At 68.3% G+C, this 25427-nt stretch carries 23 protein-coding genes and 1 riboswitch; of the genes, 10 read left to right on the top strand and 13 right to left on the bottom strand.

The features are described from left to right. Positions 1–166: 166 nt before the first annotated feature. Positions 167–1690 (top strand): NAD(P)/FAD-dependent oxidoreductase, encoded by a 1524-nt coding sequence (locus RVF83_RS16635; RefSeq protein ID WP_005198277.1) that lies wholly within the window; start codon positions 167–169, stop codon positions 1688–1690. A 28-nt stretch (positions 1691–1718) separates the two neighbouring features. On the opposite strand, the gene RVF83_RS16630 is transcribed toward RVF83_RS16635, so the two are convergent. The 7 genes from RVF83_RS16630 to RVF83_RS16600 all read right to left on the bottom strand — a co-directional run bounded on the left by RVF83_RS16630 (position 1719) and on the right by RVF83_RS16600 (position 6871). Beyond that, positions 1719–2462, bottom strand: coding sequence for an urease accessory protein UreD (locus tag RVF83_RS16630; protein ID WP_005198279.1), 744 nt, complete (start codon positions 2460–2462; stop codon positions 1719–1721). 2 nt (positions 2463–2464) lie between these two features. Then, positions 2465–3151, bottom strand: a complete 687-nt coding sequence (gene ureG, locus RVF83_RS16625; RefSeq protein ID WP_005198281.1) for an urease accessory protein UreG — start codon at positions 3149–3151, stop codon at positions 2465–2467. A 54-nt stretch (positions 3152–3205) separates the two neighbouring features. Continuing rightward, positions 3206–3877 carry an urease accessory protein UreF gene (locus tag RVF83_RS16620; protein ID WP_005198283.1) on the bottom strand — a complete coding sequence of 224 codons (672 nt, stop codon included), beginning with the start codon at positions 3875–3877 and terminating at the stop codon, positions 3206–3208. Next, positions 3877–5595, bottom strand: a complete 1719-nt coding sequence (locus tag RVF83_RS16615) for an urease subunit alpha (protein ID WP_005198284.1) — start codon at positions 5593–5595, stop codon at positions 3877–3879. The genes RVF83_RS16620 and RVF83_RS16615 overlap by 1 nt, the downstream gene beginning before the upstream one ends. A gap of 1 nt (position 5596) precedes the next feature. Continuing rightward, on the bottom strand, positions 5597–5980 hold the full coding sequence (locus RVF83_RS16610) for an urease subunit beta (RefSeq protein WP_005198286.1): 384 nt from the start codon (positions 5978–5980) through the stop codon (positions 5597–5599). Between the two features lie 46 nt (positions 5981–6026). Next, positions 6027–6329, bottom strand: coding sequence for an urease subunit gamma (locus tag RVF83_RS16605; protein ID WP_005198288.1), 303 nt, complete (start codon positions 6327–6329; stop codon positions 6027–6029). Positions 6330–6448: 119 nt separating this feature from the next. Further along, entirely contained in the window at positions 6449–6871 is a 423-nt protein-coding gene (locus tag RVF83_RS16600) for a PaaI family thioesterase (RefSeq protein WP_005198290.1), read from the bottom strand. A gap of 320 nt (positions 6872–7191) precedes the next feature. On the opposite strand from RVF83_RS16600, the gene RVF83_RS16595 reads away from it, so the two are divergent. The 9 genes from RVF83_RS16595 to RVF83_RS16555 all read left to right on the top strand — a co-directional run bounded on the left by RVF83_RS16595 (position 7192) and on the right by RVF83_RS16555 (position 18666). After that, entirely contained in the window at positions 7192–7590 is a 399-nt protein-coding gene (locus tag RVF83_RS16595; RefSeq protein ID WP_006360917.1) for a BlaI/MecI/CopY family transcriptional regulator, read from the top strand. Positions 7591–7637: 47 nt separating this feature from the next. After that, on the top strand, positions 7638–8588 hold the full coding sequence (locus RVF83_RS16590) for a M56 family metallopeptidase (protein ID WP_005198292.1): 951 nt from the start codon (positions 7638–7640) through the stop codon (positions 8586–8588). A 94-nt stretch (positions 8589–8682) separates the two neighbouring features. Then, positions 8683–10140 carry an NADP-dependent phosphogluconate dehydrogenase gene (gene gndA, locus RVF83_RS16585; RefSeq protein ID WP_005198293.1) on the top strand — a complete coding sequence of 486 codons (1458 nt, stop codon included), beginning with the start codon at positions 8683–8685 and terminating at the stop codon, positions 10138–10140. A 16-nt stretch (positions 10141–10156) separates the two neighbouring features. Next, the gene (locus RVF83_RS16580) at positions 10157–11590 is read left to right on the top strand and encodes a GuaB1 family IMP dehydrogenase-related protein (RefSeq protein ID WP_005198294.1); all 1434 of its coding nucleotides are present in this window, start codon (positions 10157–10159) and stop codon (positions 11588–11590) included. Between the two features lies 1 nt (position 11591). Further along, the gene (locus tag RVF83_RS16575; RefSeq protein ID WP_005198295.1) at positions 11592–13043 is read left to right on the top strand and encodes a hemolysin family protein; all 1452 of its coding nucleotides are present in this window, start codon (positions 11592–11594) and stop codon (positions 13041–13043) included. Next, positions 13036–14109, top strand: coding sequence for a hemolysin family protein (locus RVF83_RS16570; RefSeq protein WP_005198296.1), 1074 nt, complete (start codon positions 13036–13038; stop codon positions 14107–14109). Before RVF83_RS16575 ends, RVF83_RS16570 begins: the two co-directional genes overlap by 8 nt. After that, positions 14106–14996: a hypothetical protein gene (locus tag RVF83_RS16565; RefSeq protein ID WP_005198298.1), complete on the top strand. Its 891-nt coding sequence runs from the start codon at positions 14106–14108 to the stop codon at positions 14994–14996. The genes RVF83_RS16570 and RVF83_RS16565 overlap by 4 nt, the downstream gene beginning before the upstream one ends. A 75-nt stretch (positions 14997–15071) precedes the next feature. After that, positions 15072–17300 (top strand): malate synthase G, encoded by a 2229-nt coding sequence (locus RVF83_RS16560; RefSeq protein ID WP_005198299.1) that lies wholly within the window; start codon positions 15072–15074, stop codon positions 17298–17300. Between the two features lie 133 nt (positions 17301–17433). Next, on the top strand, positions 17434–18666 hold the full coding sequence (locus RVF83_RS16555; RefSeq protein WP_039880390.1) for a hypothetical protein: 1233 nt from the start codon (positions 17434–17436) through the stop codon (positions 18664–18666). A gap of 3 nt (positions 18667–18669) precedes the next feature. On the opposite strand, the gene gcvP is transcribed toward RVF83_RS16555, so the two are convergent. The 6 genes from gcvP to gcvH form a co-directional block, all read right to left on the bottom strand. Beyond that, the gene (gene gcvP / locus RVF83_RS16550) at positions 18670–21540 is read right to left on the bottom strand and encodes an aminomethyl-transferring glycine dehydrogenase (RefSeq protein WP_168432649.1); all 2871 of its coding nucleotides are present in this window, start codon (positions 21538–21540) and stop codon (positions 18670–18672) included. A gap of 174 nt (positions 21541–21714) precedes the next feature. Then, positions 21715–21814, bottom strand: a riboswitch (glycine riboswitch). A 95-nt stretch (positions 21815–21909) separates the two neighbouring features. Next, positions 21910–22551 (bottom strand): MerR family transcriptional regulator, encoded by a 642-nt coding sequence (locus RVF83_RS16545; RefSeq protein ID WP_005199383.1) that lies wholly within the window; start codon positions 22549–22551, stop codon positions 21910–21912. 256 nt (positions 22552–22807) lie between these two features. Further along, the gene (locus RVF83_RS16540) at positions 22808–23320 is read right to left on the bottom strand and encodes a bifunctional nuclease family protein (RefSeq protein WP_005199384.1); all 513 of its coding nucleotides are present in this window, start codon (positions 23318–23320) and stop codon (positions 22808–22810) included. Positions 23321–23476: 156 nt separating this feature from the next. After that, positions 23477–24163: a MerR family transcriptional regulator gene (locus RVF83_RS16535; RefSeq protein WP_005199385.1), complete on the bottom strand. Its 687-nt coding sequence runs from the start codon at positions 24161–24163 to the stop codon at positions 23477–23479. Between the two features lie 42 nt (positions 24164–24205). Further along, a complete protein-coding gene (gene garA, locus RVF83_RS16530) occupies positions 24206–24658 on the bottom strand; it encodes a glycogen accumulation regulator GarA (protein ID WP_005199386.1) in 453 nt (150 codons plus the stop codon). Between the two features lie 349 nt (positions 24659–25007). Next, a complete protein-coding gene (gene gcvH / locus RVF83_RS16525) occupies positions 25008–25412 on the bottom strand; it encodes a glycine cleavage system protein GcvH (protein WP_005199387.1) in 405 nt (134 codons plus the stop codon). Between the last annotated feature and the right edge of the window lie 15 nt (positions 25413–25427).

The following is a 25427-nucleotide window of genomic DNA, read 5'->3' as shown; positions in this document are numbered from 1 at the left end:
CACGCCGTCCTGGTCGCGCCCGGTCGAGCATCATTGACTACCGTTGTGGGCAAGTACGGTTTTGCCTCGATCCCCGTCGCACGCGGTTCGGCCTCGTGACGACACGAACCCGCACGGTACCGAAGCACGATCCGTCCCCCATCGAGCGAGAAGGAGATGTCTGGAGATGAGCAGCCCCGCCGCCCAGGCCCCCGCTGTAGCGGCCACCGACCGCAGGAAAGTGGTCATCATCGGCTCCGGCTTCGGCGGATTGTTCGCCGCCCAGCGTCTGGCGAAAGCCGACGTCGACGTGACGCTGATCGCCAAGACCACCCACCATCTCTTCCAGCCGATGCTGTACCAGGTCGCCACGGGCATCGTCGCCGAGGGTGAGATCGCCCCGGCGACCCGCGTCGTCCTGCGCAAGCAGAAGAACACCTCGGTTCTGATGGGTGACGTCTTCGACATCGACCTCGAAGCCAAGACCGTCTCCTCGCGACTCCTCGAGCGCATCACGGTCACCCCGTACGACGACCTGATCGTGGCGGCCGGCGCCGACCAGTCGTACTTCGGCAACGACCACTTCGCCGAGTACGCGCCCGGTATGAAGACCATCGACCACGCTCTCGAACTGCGTGGACGCATCCTCGGCGCCTTCGAGCAGGCCGAGCTGTCCCACGACCCCGCCGAACGCGCCAAGCTGCTGACCTTCGTGGTCGTCGGTGCGGGCCCGACCGGAGTCGAGCTCGCCGGCCAGATCGCCGAGATGAGCGACAAGACCCTCAAGGGTGCATTCCGCAACATCGATCCGACCGAGGCGCGGGTCATCCTCCTCGACGCCGCGCCGGCCGTGCTGCCGCCGTTCGGCCCCAAGCTCGGCGGCAAGGCCGCAGCCCGTCTGGAGAAGATGGGCGTGGAGATCCAGCTCAACGCGATGGTCGTCGATGTCGACTACGACGGCCTGGTCGTCAAGGAGAAGGACGGCACCACCCGCCGTATCGAGTCGCAGTGCAAGGTGTGGTCGGCCGGTGTCCAGGCCAGCCCACTCGGCCAGCAACTCGCCGAACAGTCCGGCGTCGAACTCGACCGCGCCGGCCGAGTGAAGGTCGGACCGGACCTGACGATCCCGGGTCACCCCGAGGTCTTCGTCGTCGGCGACATGATGGCCGTCGACGGCGTGCCCGGTGTCGCCCAGGGCGCCATCCAGGGCGGTCGTTACGCCGCGGACGCGATCAAGGCCGAACTCAAGGGGCAGACGCCGGACCAGCGCAAGCCGTTCAGCTACTGGGACAAGGGTTCGATGGCCACCATCTCGCGGTACTCCGCGGTGATGCAGGTCCCGGTCCCGGGCTTCAAGAAGCAGTTCGAGACCGAGGGCTACTTCGCGTGGCTCGGCTGGCTCGCGCTGCACCTCGTGTACCTCGTCGGGTTCCGCAACCGACTGAACACGCTGATCAACTGGTTCTTCGCCTTCACCACCCGAGGCCGCTCGCAGCTCGCCGTCACCGAACAGCAGGTGTACGCGCGCACCGCGATCGGACAGTTGTCCGCGCTGGAGAAGCAGGCCGCGGAGGGCAACGGCAGCGGGTCCGACGCCGAGGCCGCCCAGACCGACTCCGGAACGGTCGACTCGAAGGCCACCGACGCGTCGGGATCGGTACCGACCGAAGGCAAGGACGCAGTCGGCAAGGAGTCCGAAGCGGCCAGCTGACGCCGACAGACCCAGCAGCGCTGGTCCCCTATCCGTTGGGGACCAGCGCTGTTGTGTCGAGGGCGTCGGTGAGACGGCGCGTGGCCGTCACCGACGCACCGAGCGCACTGGTGAGGGTCGCTTCGCCGGTCAACCGCAGGCGAGCCGCGAACTCGCTCGGGAGTACTTCCTCGGCGCGATCGTCCGGGTAGCGGAAGACGCTGCTCATCGCACGATGGCCGATCGCGGCGGCCGGTGTCGATGCACCCAGTGCCACGCGATGTGCCAGCCACACCTCTCCGCCGACCGTGACCCGTAGGCCCCCGGTCCAGGCACCGGCGCGGTCGCGCTCGATCCGGTCGAGATCGGTGGTGGTCGCCCCGTCGATCTGCACCGACCGACCGATCTGCACATGTTCGTACAGATCCAGGACCGCGGTCGGGTCGAGGTCGGCGACGATGTCCGAGGTGTGGACCGCGCCTCCGGCGACCACGGTCGGTTGCGGATCGAAGCGCAGGCGGCCACCCGCACCCACCTCGATCTCCCACCTGGCTCGGGAGTCGGCCCGGTCCCGCGCCGGGAGGGCGATCGTGGCGGCGACGCTGCCCACGCGCAGGTGCGCGCCCGGCTCCACCCGAATGCGGACCAGGATCTCGTCGCCGCCCAGCGGCGTCGCCGCGGTACCGATCAACTGGACGTGGCCGGGTGACGTCACCCGAACGGCGAGACCACCGGTCGCGCTGTGCCGCACACCGCGGTCGGCGGTCGCGGTGATCTCGACGTCGGTGCGCATCGCTATCCGGTCGTCACGGGGGCGGCCAGCTGCTCGCGGACCCACGCCAGGACGTCGGTCGCCGCCGGGTCGTCGGTCAGCGAGATCATCGCCGTCGGACGACCTTCGCGAACCTTGTCCGCATCGCGACGCATGACACCGAGGTCGGCGTTCACGCGCTCGGCGAGGTCGGTCTTGTTGATCACGAGAAGGTCGGAGAAGGTGACGCCCGGACCGCCCTTGCGTGGGACCTTGTCGCCGCCGGCCACGTCGATCACGAAGATCTGGACGTCGATGAGGCCCGTCGAGAACGTCGCGGTGAGGTTGTCGCCCCCGGACTCCACCAGGATGAGGTCGAGCGGCGGGTTGGCCTCGACGAGGTCGTCGATGGCGTCGAGGTTGGCGGTGATGTCGTCGCGGATCGCGGTGTGCGGGCACCCGCCGGTCTGGACGGCGGTGATGCGCTCGTCCGGCAGGACCGCGTTGCGGCGCAGGAAGTCCGCATCCTCGGTCGTGTAGATGTCGTTGGTCAGCACGGCCACCGACAGTTCGTCGCGCAGCTGGCGGCACAGCGCTGCGACGAGAGCGGTCTTGCCGGATCCGACGGGACCGCCGACGCCGATGCGCAGCGCCTCACCCGGTACACGCTTCCGGCGGGGCCGGTCGTGGTCGTGGCTGTGCGGCTGACCGTCGATGAGATGCGGGGGCATCGTTGACTCCTCTTGGTCGGGACCTGCCGGACTGGTGCCCGCAGGGCAGGGCGTTCAGGACATGAAGAGCGGCATCGGTTGCCGCTCATGGCGTTCGGCGAAGACGTCGAGGACCGGGTCGGACAGATCGGCGAGGCCCACCGCGGCCTGCGCCGCGACTCGTTCGCATTCGGCACCGAGGTCGGCGATCATGATCGAGACGTCCGCCGGGTCGAGCGCCAGCAGGCGTTGGCCGGCGGTCGCCGACCCGCTCATCGTCGTGTAAACGAGGACCAGCGCGGTGTGGAATCCCGACAGCGACGACGCTGCGCCGATCGATCCGCTGATCACCGGAAGATGCGTCGTCGGCTTGTGTGTCGACCAGTCATGGTCGGGAAACATCCGGCGCGCGAGCCGGACCATCCCGCGACCCTGCGCGAGCGACGCCTTCCGGGCCGCGGCCGACGGTGTGCGGGCGTCCATCTCTCGTTGCGCCGCAGCGACTTCGAGTACCCCGTCCGCCACCGCGGCGGCGACCGAGGCCGCGACGAGACCACTCGTCGTCACGCGGCGATACAGGAAGTCCGCGAGATCGGCTGCCGTACGGATGAATCCGTCGGCGATCGCCTGCTCCACGCCACCGGAGTGCACGTGCCCGCCGACGGGCAGCCGGGAGTCGGCCAGTGACAACATCATCGCCAGCGGGGCATGCGCGGGCGAAGACTGCGGTTCTGGACGGCCGGACATCAGAACAGGAAATACCGCTGCGCCATCGGCAGTTCGGACACCGGCTCGGCATCCCACACCTCGCCGTCGACCTTCACCGTGAACGTGTCGGGGTCGACCTCGATCGTCGGGCATGCGTCGTTGTTGACCATGTCGGCCTTGCCGACGGCACGGGTGTTCTTGACCGGGACCAGCCGACGGTCGACGCCGATCCGCTCGGCGAGGTCGGGGTCGGCGCCGGGAGCGACGAAGCTGACCGACGTCGCGGCCGCCAATTTCGGTGCGGCGCCGAACATCGGGCGCGGCAGGACCGGCTGCGGCGTGGGGATCGAGGCGTTCGCGTCACCCATCGCCGCCCACGCGATCGCGCCACCCTTGATCACCAGGTCGGGCCGGACGCCGAAGAACGCGGGGTCCCACAGGACCAGGTCTGCCAGTTTGCCGATCTCCACGGAGCCGATCTCGTCGTCGAAACCGTGCGCTACGGCCGGGCAGATCGTGTACTTGGCGACATACCGCTGGACCCGGTTGTTGTCGGCGCGACCGTCACCGGGAAGTGCACCGCGCTCGCGCTTCATGACGTGTGCGGTCTGCCAGGTACGCAGGACCACCTCGCCGATGCGCCCCATCGCCTGCGAGTCCGAGCCGATCATCGAGATCGCGCCGAGATCATGGAGTAGGTCCTCGGCGGCGATGGTCGACGGCCGGATCCGGCTCTCCGCGAAGGCCAGGTCCTCCGGCACCGTCGGGTTGAGGTGATGGCACACCATCAGCATGTCGAGGTGTTCGTCGAGGGTGTTCACGGTGTGCGGTCGCGTTGGATTCGTCGACGACGGAAGCACATTCGGATATGCCGCGACCGTGATGATGTCGGGCGCGTGGCCGCCGCCGGCACCTTCGGTGTGGTAGGCGTGGATGCTGCGGCCGGCGATCGCGCCGAGCGTGCTCTCCACGAAGCCCGCCTCGTTCAGGGTGTCGGAGTGGAGTGCGACCTGCACCCCGGTCTCGTCGGCGACCCTCAGGCAGGCATCGATCGCGGCGGGGGTACTCCCCCAATCCTCGTGCAGCTTGAAACCCGAAGCACCCGCACGGATCTGTTCGTGCATCGCGGCCGGACTGACCGTGTTGCCCTTGCCCAGCAGGGCGATGTTCATCGGCCAGTGGTCGGTCGCGGCGAGGATCGATGCGAGATGCCAGGCGCCCGGTGTCACGGTGGTGGCCTTGCTGCCCTCGGCCGGACCGGTACCGCCACCGATCAGCGTCGTGATGCCGTTGCCGAGCGCCTCGTCCATGATCTGCGGGCAGATGAAATGCACGTGGCAGTCGATGGCGCCGGCGGTGACGATCTTGCCGTTGCCGGCGATGATCTCGGTCGACGGCCCGATGACGAGGTCGGGGTGGACACCGTCCATCGTGTCGGGGTTGCCGGCCTTGCCCATCGCGACGATGCGACCGTCCCGGATTCCCAGATCCGCCTTGATGATTCCCCAGTGGTCGAGGATCACAACGCCGGTGATGATCGTGTCAGGCGCGCCGTCGGCGCGGGTCGCCCGGCTCTGGCCCATCGACTCGCGGATCACCTTGCCGCCGCCGAACACCGCCTCCTCGCCCGCACGGCCGGGACCGCCGGAGAGGTCGTCGGTGACCTCGATGAGCAGATCGGTGTCGGCGAGTCGGATTCGGTCGCCGGTCGTGGGACCGAAGAGCTGTGCGTAGCGGTCGCGTCCCAGTATCGCCATCTCACCTGCTCCCGTCGGTCGTGGGGGGCCGCGAGCCGACCGGCCCGCATGCACCCGGCGGATCCGTCGAGATCCCGTACACCTCACGGGTTCCCCCGAGCGGCACAAGGCCGACGATCATCTCGATACCCGGCTCGAACCGCACTGCGGTGCCGGCCGGGATGTCGAGGCGTCGTCCGTGCGCGAGCGCCCGGTCGAAGTCGAGTGCGGCGTTGGACTGCGGGAAGTGCACGTGGCTGCCGACCTGCACCGGGCGATCACCCGAGTTGCCGACGGTCAGCTCGACGACGTCGGCGCCGGCGTTCAGCTCGATGGTGCCCTCGGCGGGGATCACCTCGCCCGGGACGAGCGAGGAGCGTCTGGCGGTGGGTGGCGTACCCGACATCTCGGCCTCTCTTCGACAGCTGGAGATCGGTTGGCAGAGTGGATGTTCAGGCGATCGGATCGTGGACGGTCACCAGCTTGGTGCCGTCGGGGAACGTCGCCTCGACCTGGACGTCGTGCAGCATCTCGGGCACGCCGTCCATCACGTCGTCGCGGCCGAGCACCTCACGGCCGGAGGTCATGAGCTCGGCCACCGACCTACCGTCGCGGGCGCCCTCGAGGACGTGGTCGGTGATGAGGGCGACCGCCTCGGGGTGATTGAGTTTGAGGCCGCGGGCCTGCCGCCGTCGCGCGAGGTCGGCCGCGTACGAGATCAACAGCCGTTCTTGTTCATGCGGCGACAGTCGCACCGGGTTCACTCCTCGCAGTGGCCGACGGGTGGTCGTGGTTGATGGCGGTGGAGTCATCCTGCCACGACGAGGACGCCTCGGCTCGCCGACGGCCGCCGGTTCCGAGGTCCCGCGACCGGCTACCGGGCTTCGATGTTCTGGAGTCGAACCTGGGTCTTGGCGAGCAGCGTGCCGTCCTGGTCCACCATGTCGACGGCCCACAGTTGCTGACGCCGGCCGCGGTGAATCGGCGTCGACGTCGCGGTGACCGTGCCGGCGCTGACGGACTTGAGGAAGTCGGTGTTGTTGTTGACGCCGACCGCGGTCCCTCCGATACCCGTGTCCTGGAGCCAGAGGAATCCGCTCATGCTCGCCACACTTTCACCGACTGCACAGTAGACACCGCCGTGGACGATCCCGAACGGCTGATGGTGGCTCTCGGTGATCTTCATGGTGGCGACGATCCGGTCCGGCCCCGCCTCGACGACCTCGAGTCCGAGCACGCCGTCGAGGCCCTTGCCGAAGGAGTCCTGGAGGATCTCGTCCGCACTGTTCGCAGTCATGTCGTCAAGACTGGCACGCCCGTCCGGCCTTGGCGATACCGACCCGGGAACATCGATGCCGCCCCCGACGTTGTCGGTCCAGACAAACCGAAAGGCCCCGCACCTCGATGAGATGCGGGACCTTTCGTGGCGTGGACCGGGGGTCTCTGCAGCCCTCAGGACTCTCGCGCGGTCCGACGTGACACTTAATGTAGGCTAGCCTTACCAAGGTGTCAAGAGCACGCGTAAAAGGCCACGTGAGAGGCGAAGTCGCCGGCGCGGACCGACAATCGAAGGACGACGTGAGCCGAGGGGCGCACAACGGGAGGCACAGCAGTAAGATGCGAAAGATGAATGGGCTTGGCGACCTCGAGCGCGCGGTGATGGACACTCTGTGGGCGGGCTCAGAACCGAAGACCGTACGGCAGGTGCATGCCGAGCTGTCCCAGGATCGCTCCCTCGCCTACACGACGGTCATGACCGTCCTGCAACGTCTCGCGAAGAAGAACCTCGTGACCCAGATCCGGGACGACCGCGCACACAAGTACGTACCGACCCACCCCCGCGAGGACCTGGTCGCGAGCCTGATGGTCGATGCACTCAGCGAGGCCGACGCACCCGGATCGCGGCACGCAGCCCTCGTCTCTTTCGTCGGACGGGTCGGCGCCGACGAGGCCGCGGCCCTGCGTCACGCTCTCGATGAACTCGAAGCCGCCCGAGGAACCCGCGACACCGGCTAGATTCACGGCACAACCCCCAACAGCCCACCCCTGAGGAAGCCCACCGGATGACCGCCCTGCTCTTCGGCATCGTCAGCCTGGTGCTCGCCGGACCCGTACCCGAGGCACTGTCCCGGGCCAAGTGGCCGGTTCGAGCGCCACGCGCGGCGATGACGCTGTGGCAGGCCATCGCCCTCGCCGCCGTGCTGTCGGCGTTCAGCTGTGGCCTGGCGGTCGCGGCCAACCTCCTGGTGATCGGGGCCGACGGCACGCCGACGACGCATCCGCTCCGTGAGATCGACCGTCTGGGCCTCCCGCTGTGGCTGACCTGCGTCGGCGTCTTCGTCCTCACCCTGCTGGTCGGCGCCCGACTCTTCTACACGACCATCCGCGTCGGCCTGCGCACCCGCGCCCGCCGCAAGGCCCACCGCCAGCTGATCGACATCCTCGACCGCTGCGATCGGACCGACGCCGATGACCCCCTCTACGCCCGCGACGTCCGGATGATCGACGTCGAGCAACCGCTCGCCTACTGCCTCCCCGGCCTGCGACAGCGTGTCGTCGTCAGCGAGGGCGTCGTGCACCGACTCACGCGAGACGAGCTGATCGCCGTCATCGCCCACGAACGCGCACACCTGCGGGCCCGACACGACCTCGTTCTCGAGGCCTTCATCGCGCTGCACGAAGCCTTCCCGCGGTTCGTCCGCTCCAGTTCCGCGCTAGGCGCCGCCGAACTGCTCGTCGAGGCTCTCGCCGACGACCAGGCCGTCCGAGCCACCGCCCCGACCACCCTCGGCCGCGCGCTCGTCGCCTGCGCCGACGCGGTCGCTCCCCGCGGTGCGATGGCCGTCGGCGGGCCGACCACTCTCACCCGCGTCCACCGCCTGCGCGACGACCGTCCCGCCCACTGGATCGCGGTCAGCGCCTACGCGACCGCCGCCTCCATCCTGGTGCTGCCGACCCTCGCGGTCGCGATCCCCTGGCTCACCGAGCTCAACCGCCTGATGTCGGCTTTCTGAGCCTTCCGGCCCAGCCGGGTGAACACCGTTCGTGCGTGCCCCGAATGGTGAGGCAGATCGCCGTAACGGATCGGAAGGCAATAGGCTGTCGGGCATGAACAACGTCGAGGCATCGTCACCTTCCGGGAAAGCTCAGATCGGCGTCACCGGTCTGGCCGTCATGGGTTCGAACATCGCGCGTAACTTCGCCCGTCACGGGTACACGGTCGCGCTGCACAACCGCAGCATCGCCAAGACCGACGCACTGCTCGAGAACCACGGCGGCGACGGCGATTTCATCCGCACCGAGACGGTCGCCGAGTTCGTCGCCGCCCTCGAGCGCCCTCGGCGAGTGCTGATCATGGTCAAGGCCGGCGACGCCACCGACGCGGTGATCAACGAGCTCGCCGACGCGATGGAGCCCGGCGACATCATCATCGACGGCGGCAACGCCCTCTACACCGACACCATCCGCCGCGAGGCCGCGATGTCGGCACGTGGCCTGAACTTCGTCGGCGCCGGCATATCCGGCGGTGAGGAAGGCGCCCTCAACGGCCCGTCGATCATGCCCGGCGGACCCGCCGAGTCCTACGAGTCGCTCGGCCCACTGCTCGAGTCGATCGCGGCCCACGTCGACGGCGAACCCTGCTGCACCCACATCGGCCCCGACGGCAGCGGCCACTTCGTCAAGATGGTCCACAACGGCATCGAGTACGCCGACATGCAGCTCATCGGCGAGGCCTACGACCTGATGCGCAAGGCCCTCGACATGCCCGTCGCCGAGATCGCCGACGTCTTCCGCGAATGGAACGGCACCGAGCTCGAGAGCTACCTCATCGAGATCACCGCCGACGTGCTCAGCCAGGTCGATGCCGAGACCGGCAAGCCCCTCGTCGACGTGATCGTCGACGCCGCCGGCCAGAAGGGCACCGGCCGCTGGACCGTGAAGTCAGCGCTCGACCTGGGCATCCCGACCACCGGCATCGCCGAGGCCGTCTTCGCCCGCGCCCTGTCCAGCGCCACCGACCAGCGCGTCGCCGCCCGCGGCCTGTCCTCGGGCAACCTCGGTGACGCGCCCGCCGACAAGGCGCAGTTCATCGCCGACATCAAGACCGCGCTCTACGCCTCCAAGGTCGTCGCCTACGCACAGGGCTTCGACCAGATCGCCGCGGGCAGCGCGGAATACGGCTGGAACGTCGACCGCGGATCGCTGGCCACCATCTGGCGCGGCGGCTGCATCATCCGGGCGCAGTTCCTCAACCGCATCCGCGAGGCCTACGCCGACGATCCCGAGCTGCCCAGCCTGCTGCTGGCCCCCTACTTCCGCGAAGCGGTCGAGGTCGGCATCGACAGCTGGCGCCGCGTCGTGTCCACCGCCACGCTGCTGGGCATCCCGGTGCCGGCCTTCGCCTCGTCGCTGTCCTACTACGACGCCCTGCGCGCCGAGCGCCTGCCCGCCGCCCTCACCCAGGGTCTCCGCGACTTCTTCGGCGCCCACACCTATAAGCGCGTCGACAAGGAAGGCACCTTCCACACCCTGTGGAGCGGCGACCGCTCGGAAGTGACCGAATAGGAGCCTGCGAGAACCGGTGCGATTCATCGAAGGCCATCGGCCGACCCACGACCTGACCTACGACGATGTGTTCATCGTCCCCAGCAGGTCTGACGTCAGTTCGCGATTCGATGTCGACCTGTCGACCTCGGACGGCAGCGGGACCACCATCCCGATCGTCGTGGCGAACATGACGGCGGTCGCGGGCAAACGCATGGCCGAGACGGTCGCGCGTCGCGGCGGACTCGTGGTCCTCCCGCAGGACCTCCCCATCGAGGCCGCCGCGTCGTCGATCGCGTTCGTGAAGTCGCGCCACCTCGTGGCCGACACCCCGGTCACGCTCACCCCGTCGGATTCGGTGACCGATGCGGTCGCGCTGATTCCCAAGCGATCCCACGGAGTCGCGGTCGTCGTCGAGGACGGACGCCCGGTCGGTGTCGTCACCGAGAAGCGCTGCCGCGACGTCGACCGTTTCGCCCGGGTCCGTGAGGTCCTCGACCCCGACATCGTCACGCTGCCCGTCGAAACCCCGCCGCGTGAGGTGTTCGACGAACTCGGCGACCTCCACCTCGGCGTCGCGGTACTCGTCGACGCCGAGGGCAAACTGGCCGGTGTCCTGAACCGCGTGGGTGCGCTGCGCCACGCAATCTACGAACCCAACGTCGATGCGTCCGGCAAGTTGCGGATCGCCGCGGCCGTCGGGATCAACGGCGACGTGGTCGGCAAAGCGCGCGCGCTCGTCGCCGCCGGCGCCGATGTGCTCGTCATGGACACCGCGCACGGTCACCAGGAGAAGATGCTGACCGCTCTGAGATCGGTCGCCGACGCGGACCTCGGTGTCCCGATCGCGGCGGGCAACGTGGTCTCCGCGGAGGGCACCCTCGACCTCATCGCCGCCGGCGCCTCGATCGTCAAGGTCGGCGTCGGTCCGGGCGCGATGTGCACCACGCGGATGATGACCGGCGTGGGCCGGCCGCAGTTCTCCGCGGTGGCCGAATGTGCCGGGGTGGCCGCGAGTCACGGAGCCTCGGTGTGGGCCGACGGCGGGGTCCGTCATCCGCGCGACGTCGCCCTGGCACTGGCGGCCGGTGCGTCGAACGTGATGGTCGGGTCCTGGTTCGCCGGCACCCACGAGTCACCCGGCGATCTCCTCGAGGACGAGCAGGGACCGTACAAGGTGAGTTTCGGCATGGCGTCCAAGCGGGCGGTGGCCGCGCGATCGACCGGCGACAGCCCGTACGACCGCGCCCGCAAGAGCCTGTTCGAAGAGGGCATCTCGACGTCCCGGATCCGGCTCGACCCCGATCGTCCCGGTGTCGAGGACCTCATCGACCACATCTGTGCCGGGATTCGCAGCACCGCAACCTATACCGGGGCCAGGAACCTGCGGGAGCTGCACGACAAGGTCGTCCTCGGAGTGCAGTCGCCCGCCGGTTTCGCCGAAGGGCGTCCCCTGCCGGGCGGGTGGTGACGTGGAGATCCTTATACTCGTTGCGAGCCTGATCGGCTTCATCGCCCTCACGCTGGGCACCGCGCTTTTCGTCGCGGCCGAGTTCTCGCTGACCGCACTGGAACGATCCACGATCTCGGCGGATGTCGCCAAACGCGGAGACCGGCGCGCACGGCTGGTGCAGCGCGCGCATTCGACGCTGTCGTTCCAGTTGTCCGGCGCCCAGCTCGGCATCACGATCACCACCCTGATCACCGGTTACATCGCCGAACCCGTCCTCGCCCGCATCATCAAACCGCCGCTGGAAGCAGCCGGGGTGAGCCCGTCGGTCGCGTCGGCGGCGTCGCTGATCCTCGCGCTGGTCATCGCCACCTCGCTCTCGATGGTCCTGGGCGAGCTGATCCCGAAGAACCTCGCGATCGCCAAGTCGCTGGCCGTCGCCCGTGCCACATCAGGTCCGATGACGGCGTTCTCGGCGGTGTTCCGCTGGGCGATCCACGGACTCAACGGCACCGCGAACTGGATCGTCCGTCGGTTGGGCATCGAACCGACGGACGAGCTCGCCTCTGCCCGGTCACCGCAGGAACTCGTGTCGCTGGTCCGCAACTCGGCCCGGCGCGGGGCGCTCGACGAGGAGACCGCCACGCTGGTGGACCGTTCCCTGCGGTTCGGTGAGCTGACCGCCGAAGATCTGATGACCCCGCGTGTCACGATCGACACCCTCGACCGGGAGGACTCCGTGCGCGATCTCGTGATGGCGTCGTCGCGCACGGGACATTCGCGCTTCCCGGTCGTCGTCGACGGGGACCTCGACGACCTGGTCGGCGTGGTCCACGTCAAGCAGGCCTTCACCATCCCGCCGGAGCGTCAGGCCACCACGCGGGTCACCTCGATCGCACGCAGTGTGCCGCGCGTCCCGGCCAGCCTCGACGGTGACGCGCTGATGCAGCGCATCCGGGCCGACGGCATGGAGCTGTGCGTCGTCATCGACGAATACGGCGGGACCGCGGGCATCGTCACCACCGAGGACCTCATCGAGGAGATCCTCGGCGACGTCACCGACGAACACGACGACGAACGCGCCGACGTCGCGATCGACGGCAACGGCTACCTGTGCGCAGGCCTGCTGCGCATCGACGAGCTCTACGACGCGACCGGTTATCACGCACCCGATGGGCCGTACGACACCCTCGGCGGGCTGATCATGTACTGCCTCGGACGCATCCCCACGGTCGACGACGTCGTCGACCTACCCCGTCGATCTCCGGTCGGCGACGGCGACGACGATTCGCCCGAGATGCTCGAGGCCCGCGACGACATCACCTGGCGGGCCACCGTCGCCCAGATGGACGGCCGGCGCGTCGACGTCGTCGCTCTGCGACCGGCCCCGGCCGGCGAGTTCCTCGGGGACGAGCCCCGAGACGACGAACCCCGAGACGACGAGCCCCGAAACACGGAGGCCGGAAATGGGTGACCTCTGGGCAGTCGTCCTGGCGTTCGCGCTGCTGGGCGGCAACGCCTTCTTCGTCGGTGCCGAGTTCTCGCTGATCTCGGCCCGCCGCGACCGGCTCGAGGCGTTGGCGGAGAGCGGCAAGAGTCGCGCGCGGACCGTCATCAAGGCCGGCGAACACCTGTCGCTGATGCTGGCCGGCGCGCAGCTGGGCATCACGATCTGTTCGATCCTGCTCGGCCGCGTCGGCGAACCGGCGGTCGCGCACCTCATCGAGAAACCGCTGGAACTCGCCCACGTGCCGCACGCGCTGCTCCACCCGATCTCGTTCGCCATCGCATTGTCGCTGGTGGTCGTTCTGCACATCCTGCTCGGTGAGATGGTGCCGAAGAACATCGCGCTCGCGGGACCCGAGTCGGCGGCCATGCTGCTGGTGCCGGTACACCTGATGTTCATCCGCCTGGTGCGTCCGCTGATCTCCTTCTACAACTGGCTCGCCAACCTCTCGCTGCGCCTGATGCGCGTCGAGCCGAAGGACGAACTCGAGTCCACGGTGTCGCTGGGTGAGCTGGCGCAGATGCTCGGCGAGTCCAAACAGGAGGGTCTCATCGACGCCGAGGAGCACGAGCGCCTCACCCGGGCCCTGCAATCGATCGGCCGTACCGTCGCCGAGGTGATGATCCCCCTCGAGAAGATGCGCAGCGTCAAGGTCCAGGTGTCGGCGACCGGCGGGATCGGCCCGACGCTCGGCGCCGTCGAGAAGGCCGTCAGCGAGACCGGGTTCTCCCGCTTCCCGGTCCGCGGATCCGACGGCACCTTCACCGGCTACCTGCATCTGAAGGACGTCCTCGACGAGATCCTCGACGAGCACATCGGCCCCGACACCATCATCGGTGTCGACAAGATCCGACCGCTGCCGGTCATCGCGTCCAACACGCCCCTCGACGAGGCGACCACCGCGCTGCGCCGCACCAGCTCGCACCTCGGTGCGGTCGTGGACGACAACGGCCGCACGATCGGCATCGTCCCGCTCGCCGACCTCGTCGAGGAGTTCGTCGGCAACGTCCGGGACGAGACGCACCGGGTATGACGACCATGACCGTGCACGTGGAAGAGCAGACGGTGCTGACGGGCCACGAGTGGCGCGCCCGACGCGACGACCATCAGCGTCGCGTCGACGCACTGATCGGCCCGTATTTAGAGGCGCGCCGCAAAGGCGGCAAGCACCCGGTCATCGACTTCCTGTTCACCTACTACTCGTCCCGGCCGTCCCACGTGCTGCGCTGGCACCCGGGGTTCGGCGTGCGTCTCGAGGACGCCGACGAATTCCTGCCCCTGCGCGGCTACGAACGCGCCGGCTCCGGTGTGCACGTGGGCATCGACCACCTCCGACACCGCCACGACGCTCTGCAGGCCACGGTGGACCTGCTCACCGCCACCGCCGCGCGTCCGGCCCGACTGGGCTGCTTCGGCCTCCACGAGTGGGCCATGGTCTACCGAGCCGACGAGACCCGGCACGACATCCCCCTGCGTCTGGGCGCCGCGGGCACCGACCGGGTCGTCGAACAGATGCCGTTGCGCTGCACCCACTTCGATGCATACCGCTTCTTCACCGAGCCGGCCCGGCCGCGCAACGAGCACGAGTTGAGCCGCGTGTCTCAGGTCGACCACGAACAGCCGGGTTGCCTGCACGCGACGATGGACCTGTACCGGCACTGTTTCGGCCTCGCGCCACTGTTGCCCGCCGACCTCACCGTCGACTGCTTCGAGCTGGCGCTGCGTGCTCGTGACCTCGACATGCGAGCGAGTCCCTACGACCTGCGCCACCTCGGATACGAGCCGGTACCGATCGAGACCCCGGCCGGACGGGCCGAGTACGTCCGGGAGCAGTCGGCCATCGCCGACGCCGGAACACAGCTCCGCGCGGACGTGTTGAGACGCTGTACGCACCTGGCCGAGATCGGACGCCACGCCTGAACAGGACGCCTGTACGGTTCAGCCCTACCGGCTAGTAGCATGGATGTCGTCTTCATTCGCTCGAGAAAGGCAATCATGTCGGACCGGATCACCGTCAACGGGTTGCAGGTCGCTTCCGTCCTGCACGACTTCATCAACAACGAGGCGTTGCCCGGTACCGGTGTAGAGGCCGACGCCTTCTGGTCGGGCGCGGCATCGGTGATCGCCGACCTCGCGCCGCGTAACCGTGAGCTGCTCGCCGTCCGCGACGAACTGCAGACCAAGATCGACGCCTGGCACCGGGACCACAAGGGCGCCGACCTCACCCCCGGCTCCGCGGACTTCGACGCCTACAAGTCCTTCCTGACCGAGATCGGTTACCTCGCCGAGGTCCCGGCCGACTTCCAGATCACCACCGACAACGTGGACCGCGAGATCTCCGAGACCGCCGGCCCGCAGCTCGTCGTGCCCGTGCTCAACGCACGCTTCGCGCTGAACGCCTCGAATGCCCGCTGGGGATCGCTCTACGACGCCCTCTACGGCACCGATGCCATCCCGGAGACCGACGGCGCCGAGAAGGGCTCGTCGTACAACAAGGTCCGCGGCGACAGGGTCATCGCCTACGCCAAGGCATTCCTGGACCAGGCCGTCCCCCTGGAACAGTGCAGCTACACCGACGTGCGCTCGTTCGCCGTGGTCGCCGGCGCCGGGAGCGAAGCGAGCGGGCCGAATTCGATCGGCGCCCTGCAGGTGACCCTCGACGGTGGTGCCACCTCCACTCTGGCCGACCCGTCCGCCTTCGTCGGCTACCGCGGCGATGCGGATTCGCCGTCGTCGATCCTGCTGCGCAACAACGGTCTGCACCTCGACATCGAGATCGATCCGTCCTCGCCGATCGGTTCCACCGACCCGGCCGGCATCAAGGATGTCGTCGTCGAGTCCGCGATCACCACGATCATGGACTTCGAGGACTCGGTCGCGGCGGTCGACGCCGAGGACAAGGTCACCGGTTACCGCAACTGGCTGGGCCTGAACAAGGGTGATCTGGCCGAAGAGGTCACCAAGGGCGGCAAGACCTTCACCCGTGTGCTCAACGGGAACCGCGAGTACACCGCGCCCGACGGCACAACCTTCGACCTCCACGGCCGTTCGCTGCTGTTCGTGCGCAACGTCGGTCACCTGATGACCAACGACGCGATCCTCGACGCCGAGGGCAACGAGGTCCCCGAGGGCATCCTCGACGGCCTGGTCACCTCGCTGATCGGCATCCACGGTATGAACAGTGAGGGTCTCCAGAACTCGCGGACCGGTTCGGTCTACATCGTGAAGCCGAAGATGCACGGCCCCGACGAGGTGGCCTTCACCGTCGAGCTGTTCGGCCGCGTCGAGCAGGTCCTCGGTCTGCCGAAGAACACGCTCAAGGTCGGCATCATGGACGAGGAACGCCGCACCACGGTCAACCTGAAGGCGTGTATCAAGGCCGCCTCGGAGCGCGTGGTGTTCATCAACACCGGCTTCCTCGACCGCACCGGCGACGAGATCCACACCTCCATGGAGGCCGGCACCATGGTGCGCAAGGCCGAGATGAAAAAGCAGAAGTGGATCGCGGCGTACGAGGACTTCAACGTCGACACCGGCCTGCACGCCGGCCTGCAGCACAAGGCGCAGATCGGTAAGGGCATGTGGGCCATGCCGGACCTGATGGCCGACATGCTCGAGCAGAAGATCGGTCACCCCAAGGCCGGGGCCACCACCGCATGGGTGCCCTCGCCGACCGCGGCGACCCTGCACGCGCTGCACTACCACCAGGTCGACGTCTTCGAACGTCAGGACGAGATCGCCAAGCGCGACCCGGCGTCGGTCGACGACATCCTCACCGTGCCGCTGGCCGCGAAGACCGACTGGTCCGACGAGGAGAAGCAGCAGGAGCTCGACAACAACTGCCAGTCGATCCTGGGCTACGTGGTCCGCTGGATCGATGCCGGCGTCGGTTGCTCGAAGGTGCCCGACATCCACGACGTCGCACTGATGGAGGACCGCGCCACCCTGCGTATCTCCAGCCAGCTGCTGGCGAACTGGCTGCGTCACGGCATCGTCTCCGAGGCCGACATCGTCGCCTCGCTCGAGCGGATGGCCCCGGTCGTCGACCGTCAGAACGCCGGCGACAAGTCCTACAAGCCGATGGCCCCGGACTTCGACTCCAACATCGCCTTCCAGGCAGCCAAAGAGCTGATCCTCGAGGGAACGACGCAGCCCAGCGGCTACACCGAGCCGATCCTGCATCGCCGTCGCCGCGAATACAAGGCCGCCAACGCGGCCGGCTGACACCTCGGTCACGACGCACTGATACGACCGTGCCGGTCCCCGATGGACCGGCACGGCGTATCGTCGTACCCTGCGCTGCATCGACCGGGTGGAGCCTGGGGACAGCACGCTCAGAGCAGGGAGGGCATCGGCGTTGGCACATCATCGGAACCGCGGGGAGAGCATCCGCAACCGTGGCGTCAGCCGAGGTGTCGTCTTCGCAATGCTGTCGATCCTGCTCATCGCCGCCATCGTCGTCACGTGGCGAGACCTCGGTGACCGCATCAACCAGCAGGCCGACGACGCGGCCGCTCAGTGCGTCGAAGGTGCCACGTCGGTGCCGATCATCGCCGACCCCGACATCGCACCCGGCCTCGCCGCGATCGCGACCTCGTTCGCGAACACGAAACCGGTGGTCCGCGACCACTGCATCACCATCGCCGTGCGGCCCGGCGACGCGAAGATCACCCTCGACGGTCTGACCGGGACGTGGGAAGCCGACTCCATGGGCGCCTACCCCGCAGCCTGGGTGCCGCAGTCGTCGGTGTGGTCGGCGGACCTGGCCTCGGCCAAACCCGCTCTCATCGAGGGCGACTCCCGTTCACTCGTCTCCACACCGGTCGTGCTCGCGGTCTCGCCCGATCTCGCCAAGGCCGCCGGCGACCAACTCGACTGGTCACAGATCCCGCTCCTGCAACAACGCGACGCCTCGCTCACCGAATTCGGCCTGCAGGGCTGGGGTTCGTTGCGCATGGCGATGCCGATCGGCGCCCAGTCCGACGCGAGCGCACTGGCAGCGCAGGCGGTCGCCACCCGCGTGACGCGGACGACCGGCCCGCTGACCACCGCCGACGCCGAGTCGCCGCGGGTGACCTCCAGCGTGAAGGCGATGCTCGGCGGCGCGCCGCTCTCCCCCGACGGCACCCCGCAGGGCGCGGCCACCGTCATCGCCGATGCCGCCGACCCGGCGAAAGCCGGTATTCACGCCGTGCCGATCACCGAGCAGCGACTGTTCCAGATGACCAAGACCGATCAGACCGCGCGGCTGGCCGAGGTGATCCCGTCCGGGCCGACGCCGATCGCCGACTACCCGATCGTCCGCCTCTCCGGACCGGAGGTCGGCGACGTCGGGGCCGACGCGGTCGCGGAGTTCATCTCCTATGCCTCACAGCCCGAACAGCTGAAACTGCTCACCGAGCTCGGCTTCCGCGGTGACGCCCCGATGCCGGCGGCCACCGCCACGGTCACCTTCCCGCGTACCCCCGACCCGATGCCCACGCCGGAGGACGGCGCGATCGTCGCGATCAACCGCGTCGTCTACGGACCGACGAGTGTGCCGGCGAGCTCTACGGCCTCGCCGGCACCTTCGGGAACCGCGGGCGGGTAACCCTCAGCTGCTGTAAGCCTCGATCGGCGCGCAGCTGCACACCAGGTTGCGGTCGCCGTACACACCGTCGATACGACGCACCGAGGGCCACACCTTGGCCCGGGCACCGGCCGACGGCAGGCCCTGCGGGTAGACCGCGACCTCACGCGAGTACGGGTGGTCCCACTCGCCCACCAGCGCCTCCGCGGTGTGCGGCGCCCCGCGCAGCGGGTTGTCGTCGACCGGCCACTCACCGCTGCCGACCCGGCCGATCTCCTCTCGGATGGCGATCATGGCGTCGCAGAACGCGTCGATCTCGTCGAGGTTCTCGCTCTCGGTGGGCTCGACCATCAGCGTGCCGGCCACCGGGAAGCTCATGGTAGGTGCGTGGAAACCGTAGTCGGCCAGGCGCTTTGCCACATCGTCGACCGTCACGCCGGTCTCCTTGGTGATCGCGCGCAGGTCGAGGATGCACTCGTGGGCTACGAAGCCGCCCTCGCCGGTGTAGAGCACCGGGTAGTGATCCCCGAGCCGCTTGGCGACATAGTTCGCCGCGGTGATCGCCGTGAGCGTCGCCCGGCGCAGTCCGGCCGCACCCATCATCGCGATGTAGGCGTAGGTGATCGGCAGGATCGTCGCCGAACCGTACGGTGCCGCGGCGATGGTCGCGGTGCCGGGCAGCTCGTCGGCGAGCGGGTGTCCGGGCAGGAACGGCGCGAGATGTTCGCGCACCGCCACCGGTCCGACGCCGGGTCCGCCGCCGCCGTGCGGGATGCAGAACGTCTTGTGGAGGTTCAGGTGGCTGACGTCGCCGCCGAAGTGCCCCGGACGCGCCACACCCACCAGGGCGTTGAGGTTGGCGCCGTCGACGTAGACCTGTCCGCCGGCGTCGTGGACGGCACCGCAGATGTCGCGGATGTCGTGTTCGAACACGCCGTGGGTGGACGGGTAGGTGATCATGATGGCCGCGATCCGGCCCTCGTTCGCGGCGATCTTCGCGCGCAGGTCCTCGAGATCGACGTCGCCGTTCTCCCGACAGCCGACCACGACGACGCGCATGCCCGCCATGACCGCCGACGTGGCGTTGGTGCCGTGGGCGCTCGACGGGATCAGGCAGATGTCGCGGTCGAGGTCGCCCCGGCTGCGGTGGTAGCCGCGGATCGCGAGCAGTCCGGCGAACTCGCCCTGGGAACCCGCGTTCGGCTGCAGGCTGACCCGGTCGTAGCCGGTGACGGCGACCAGCCAGTTCTCGAGGGTGGAGATGAGCTCGCGGATTCCGACGGTGTCCTCGACGGGCGCGAACGGGTGGAGTCCTGCGAACCCGGGCCAGGTGATGGGTTCCATCTCCGTGGTCGCGTTGAGCTTCATGGTGCAGGATCCGAGCGGGATCATGCTGCGATCGAGCGCAATGTCCTTGTCGGACAGCGCCCGCAGGTAGCGCAGCATCGCCGTCTCGGTGCGGTACCGGTTGAACGCCGGGTGCGTCAGGTATTCGCTGGTGCGGTTCTCGATGGGTCGGGCGAAGTCGAGCGGCTCAACGCCGCCGGCGCCGAACGCCTGCAACACGCCGTCGAGGTCTGCCTCGGTGGTGGTCTCGTCGCAGGCGATCGAGACGGTGTCGGCGTCCACGCGGCGGAGGTTGATGCCCTCGCGGCGAGCCCGGGCGACGATCACGTCGGCCTGGCCGGGGGTGTGGACCTCGACGGTGTCGAAGAACGAGGCGTGTGCGACCGAGAAGCCGCCCGCCGCCAGCGAATTCGCCAGGCGGACCGCGGCGTCGTGGGTGTGACGCGCGATGGCCCGGAGTCCCTCCGGTCCGTGGTACGACGCGTACATCGCGGCCATCACGGCGAGGAGGACCTGTGCCGTACAGATGTTGCTGGTGGCCTTCTCGCGGCGGATGTGCTGCTCGCGGGTCTGCAGGGCCAGACGGTAGGCGAGGTTGCCGTCGGCGTCCTTGGAGATGCCGACCAGGCGGCCCGGCAGCTGGCGGGCATGCTTCGAGCCGACCGCGAGGTACCCGGCGTGCGGACCGCCGAAGCCCATCGGCACGCCGAAACGCTGGGTGGTGCCGAAGCATGCGTCGGCGCCCTGCTCCCCCGGCGGCGTGATCAGCGTCAACGCGAGGAGGTCTCCACCGACCGCGACCAGAGCGCCGCGCTCATGGGCGGCGTCGATGATCGGGGCGGCGTCGATGATGCGGCCCGATGCACCGGGCACCTGCAGGATGACGCCGAAGAAGTCCCCCTCGGGCAGTCCGTGGTCCGGCAGCTCCGGGTTCAGCGATGCCTCGACGACCTCGATGCCGAGCGGCTCGGCGCGGGTCTCGATCACCGCGCGGGTCTGCGGGAAGAGATCGGCGTCGACGACAACCCGCGGCGACTTCGACTTGCCCGCGCGGCGCAGCAGAGTCATCGCCTCGGCGGCCGCGGTGGCCTCGTCGAGCATCGACGCGTTCGCCACCTCCATGCCGGTGAGGTCGGCGACCATGGTCTGGAAGTTCAGCAGCGCCTCGAGGCGTCCTTGGCTGATCTCAGGCTGATACGGGGTGTACGCGGTGTACCAGGCCGGGTTCTCCAGGACGTTGCGCAGGATGACGCCGGGCGTGTGGGTGTCGTAGTAGCCGAGACCGATCATCGAACGGGCCACGGTGTTGCGGGCGGCGAGTCCGCTGAGCTCGGCGAGCACCTCGTGCTCACCCTGCGGCTGTGGCAGTGCGCCCAGGACGTTCGAGTCCAGTTCGTCCGCGATGACCGCGGGGATGACGCGGTGGGCCAGTTCGTCGAGGGAGGACACACCGATCACCGAGAGCATGCGCTGCGTCTCGTCGGGGTCGGGTCCGACGTGGCGGTCCACGAAGGTCACTGGCGCTGACGACGTGTCGGCTGAGGGCATGGTGAGGGCAACCTCTCGCAGGCGCCGGCGCGGTGCCGGCAGTCTGGCCCTCCCCCTCTGTCATGTCCGGAGGCCGGAGGCCGGGAGGACGCCTGAGAGATTCGGTGCCACGCGACGTTGCGTGACGACCTTTCACCGTGGGCGGACGACGAATCGTCACTTTCCAGAGACGCCGTCACCACCACGGTCCGGGTGCCTGAGAGTTTGACGGAGAGGTGTTGCTCCTTCGGCGGTCACCGTGGACTGCTCGGTGACGCTCTCCCGTGGCGTAGCGACGCGCGCACCAGTGTACGCAGGTCGACGCGGCGTTGCTCCAGACGACATCGGGAGAGTCGTGAGGATCACGTGCCGATGCCACGGAGGTGCGAGCTAACCGGTACGGCGGGAGCGATTCTTTCGCCGTGCTGCGAGTTCATCCTCGGGCGCCGCCTCGCTGATGCCACCGTCGGCCCGCTCACCCGGAAAGTCGGCGATGGTGCCGGTGAGTTCGCGCATGGCACCGCTGACCGCGATACCGAAGACGCCCTGTCCGCCCTGCAGGAGGTCGACGACCTCTTCGGCGGAGGTGCACTCGTAGACGGTGGTTCCGTCGGAGAAGAGCGTGATCTTGGCCAGGTCCTCGACGCCGCGCTGGCGGAGGTGGTCGACTGCGACGCGGATGTTCTGCAGGGAGATGCCGGTGTCGAGGAGACGCTTGACGATCTTGAGGACGAGGATGTCCTTGAACGAGTACAGACGCTGGCTCCCCGAGCCGGCGGCGCCGCGGATCGACGGGACGACCAGCGAGGTGCGCGCCCAGTAGTCGAGCTGGCGGTAGGTGATGCCGGCGATCTGACAGGCACTGGGCACGCGGTAGCCGACGAGCTCGTCGGGCACGGTGTCGTCGGGGAAGAGACCCGGTGCGATCTCCTCGAGGCTGCCCTGGGTCGGGCCCGCGGGGCGATCGGTCACAGCGTGGTCGGGTGACGGGTCGCTCGACGTCGTTTCACTGTCGACCGGACGATCGCCCACTTGATGTCTCCCTCGCAAAGCTCGGACCGGATGCCGCATCAGAATGCCTGACATCCACGTCCACAGTACGCGGTCCAGGCCCTGCTCGGGTCAGCCGATCACATCTTCATCGGCCCCTGAGTGGTGCGCGATGTCGAGTTCGACGCTATGCCGAGCGGGACACCGGATCAACGCGACGCGCCATGAAGCTCAACCTCAAGTTGAGATTGAGACAAACGGTGACCTCCCGGTTGCCGTTCCGTGACCGGGAACGGCCTCAGGCGCCGCTGGCCTTGAAGTCGTCGGGCGAGACGTTGTCGAGGAATTCCTTGAACTTCTCGACCTCGTCCTCTTTGGTCTCGTCGACCGACTCGACGGTGGCATCCTCGGGCTCTTCTTCCGGGATCAGCAGACCGGCCTCGGCGAGGACCTCTTCGTCGGCGATGATCGGCACCTCGGCACGCATTGCGACGGCGATGGAATCCGACGGACGCGCGGACACCCGGAGATCGCCCGAGAAGACCATCTCGGCGTAGAAGGTGCCCTCTTGCATGTCGACGATGCGCACCTCGAGGAGCGTCTGGCCGAACTCCCGGATGAGATTCACGATCAGATCGTGGGTCAGCGGGCGCGGCGGCTCGATCCCCTTCTGCCGCAAGGCAATCGACGCGGCCTCGCTCTGCCCGATCCAGATCGGCAGGTAGCGCTCGCCGTCGACCTCACGCAGCAGGAGCACGGGCTGACTCTGCGGGGGCTCGACCCTGATGCCCACCACACGCATCTCGCTCATCTCGCACCTCCCAGACGCCTCGTTGGGCGATCGATTGATGTCCTCGACGCTACACCGCTCGGACGATAGACGGCGGCCGACTCGCTGCTGGACGACACGACAACTCCGGGCCGGCGGGAACACCCGACGGCCCGGAGTGCGCTGTGGAGAAAGAGTTCAGTCGAGCACGTCGCGGACAGCGGCCTTGACCAACTGCGTGTGCAGGGTCACCGACAGCGCTGCGATCTCGCGGACGAGTTCTTCGGCGCGGTCCCGCGCACCGGTCCCCTTGCCCTTGGCGATGGGGCTGGCGATCTGGGCGACCAGGCCGGCCTCCCGGTCCGCGGACACCTTGAAGGCACGCAGATGGCGTGTCTCGAGGCCGTAGCTGGCAAGGGCGGCGGCGGCCTCGACGAGGCGCACCGCGTCCTCGTCGAAGAAACCGGCCGGCCCCGGGGTCAGCAGCCCGTTGCGCTGCAGTTCGGTCACGAACGCCGAATCGACGCCCGTCCGCTCGATGAGTGTCTCCCGGGACACGCGACCGGCGCGCGCGCCGAAATCGGTTGCGGGGGCCACGGTGCCGCGGGCCGTGGACAAAGCCACGGTGCCGCCGGAACCGAAGCCACCGCTCCCGTGGTCGATCGCGTCGAGTTGTTCCTTGATGACCTTCAGCGGGAGATAGCGGTCCCGCTGAGCAGTCAGGACGAAGCGCAACCGCTCGCAGTCGGCTTCGCTGAATCGCCGATAGCCGGACGGCGCCCGCTCCGGGGTCACCAGACCCTCCGATTCCAGGAACCGGATCTTCGAGATCGTGATGTCTGGGAAGTCATCACGCAACTGGGCGAGGACCGTGCCGATGGACATCGATCCCTCGCCGCGAGGGGCCGTGGACGCCGTCACGACTTATCAGGCGTCGGCTTCGTCGCGCGGGCCACTCAGAAAGACCAGACGGAACTTGCCGATCTGGACTTCGTCGCCGTTGCTCAGCGATGCGGTGTCGACGGGCTCCCGGTTGACGTAGGTGCCGTTGAGGCTGCCCACGTCGACCACCTGAAACTCGTTGTCGCCGAGTCGGAATTCGGCGTGACGACGGCTGACCGTCACATCGTCGAGGAAGATGTCGCTGTCGGGGTGCCGACCCGCGGAGGTCGTCGGCTGGTCGAGGAGGAACCGCGATCCCGCGTTGGGTCCCCGCTTCACGACAAGCAGCGCGGTCCCGGGAGCGAGTCGCTCGACTCCCGTCTCGGCCGGCTCACTCGAGGTGCTGGTTCCGGCATCGAGTTCATTGATGAACTCCTCCCGGAACACCGAGGTGGTCTCCACCGGCGCCTCGAAGTCCCTGTCGTTTTCGCTCACCACTTCTCCTTCGTCGTCGTCAGTGCAATCGCACTGTCAGTGCACACCGCACTGTTCGGCCAACCGCACTCCTCCGGCCGTCCACGTCTCCGGTTCCGATCGCGGTCCCGCGACGGTTCGGAGTCGGCTCTCGCAGCGATGGCCGGTTGAATCTACATGACATGTGCGGACGGGTAGATCTCGGAGCGTGATCGCGAAGTCGGTTCACGTCACGCCTCTTCCCACTGCCGTAACCGTACCGGTCATGTCGATCGCACCGGCGAGCGAGTCGACTCCGGCACGGTCGATCATATCGTCACCGGAGCGATCAGCCAGGTCGATCAGAGCCACCGGGGCGGATCGGCGGGAACTCTTACCCTTCGATGACGGCGCGGTAGCCCGCGGCGTCGAGAACATCACCCAGCTGCTCGTCGAGGGTCGCCTCGTCAGCGGCCTCGATCTCCACCAGCCAGCCCTCGCCGTAGGGGTCCGAATTGACCAGTTCCGGCGAGGCGTCCAGTGCGTCGTTCGCCGCGCTGACGGTACCGGTCAGCGGCCCGAAGATGTCGGAGACACTCTTGGTCGATTCCACCTCGGCGAACGATTCGCCGACGGTGACCTCAGCACCGGAGTCGGGCAACTGCACGAACACCACGTCGCCGAGTGCATCCTGGGCGAAGTCGGTGATGCCGACGCGCACGGTCGTCGGTCCGATCTTCTCGATCCACTCATGTTCTGCGGTATAGCGCAGGTCTTCTGGCACTTTGCTGTCGGTCACAAGGGCCCCTTTCGT

The sequence above is a fragment of the Gordonia rubripertincta genome (assembly GCF_038024875.1).
GTDB lineage: Bacteria > Actinomycetota > Actinomycetes > Mycobacteriales > Mycobacteriaceae > Gordonia > Gordonia rubripertincta.
The sequence above is the reverse complement of the archived record's forward strand: the minus strand, read 5'-3'. Positions and strand labels throughout refer to the sequence as shown.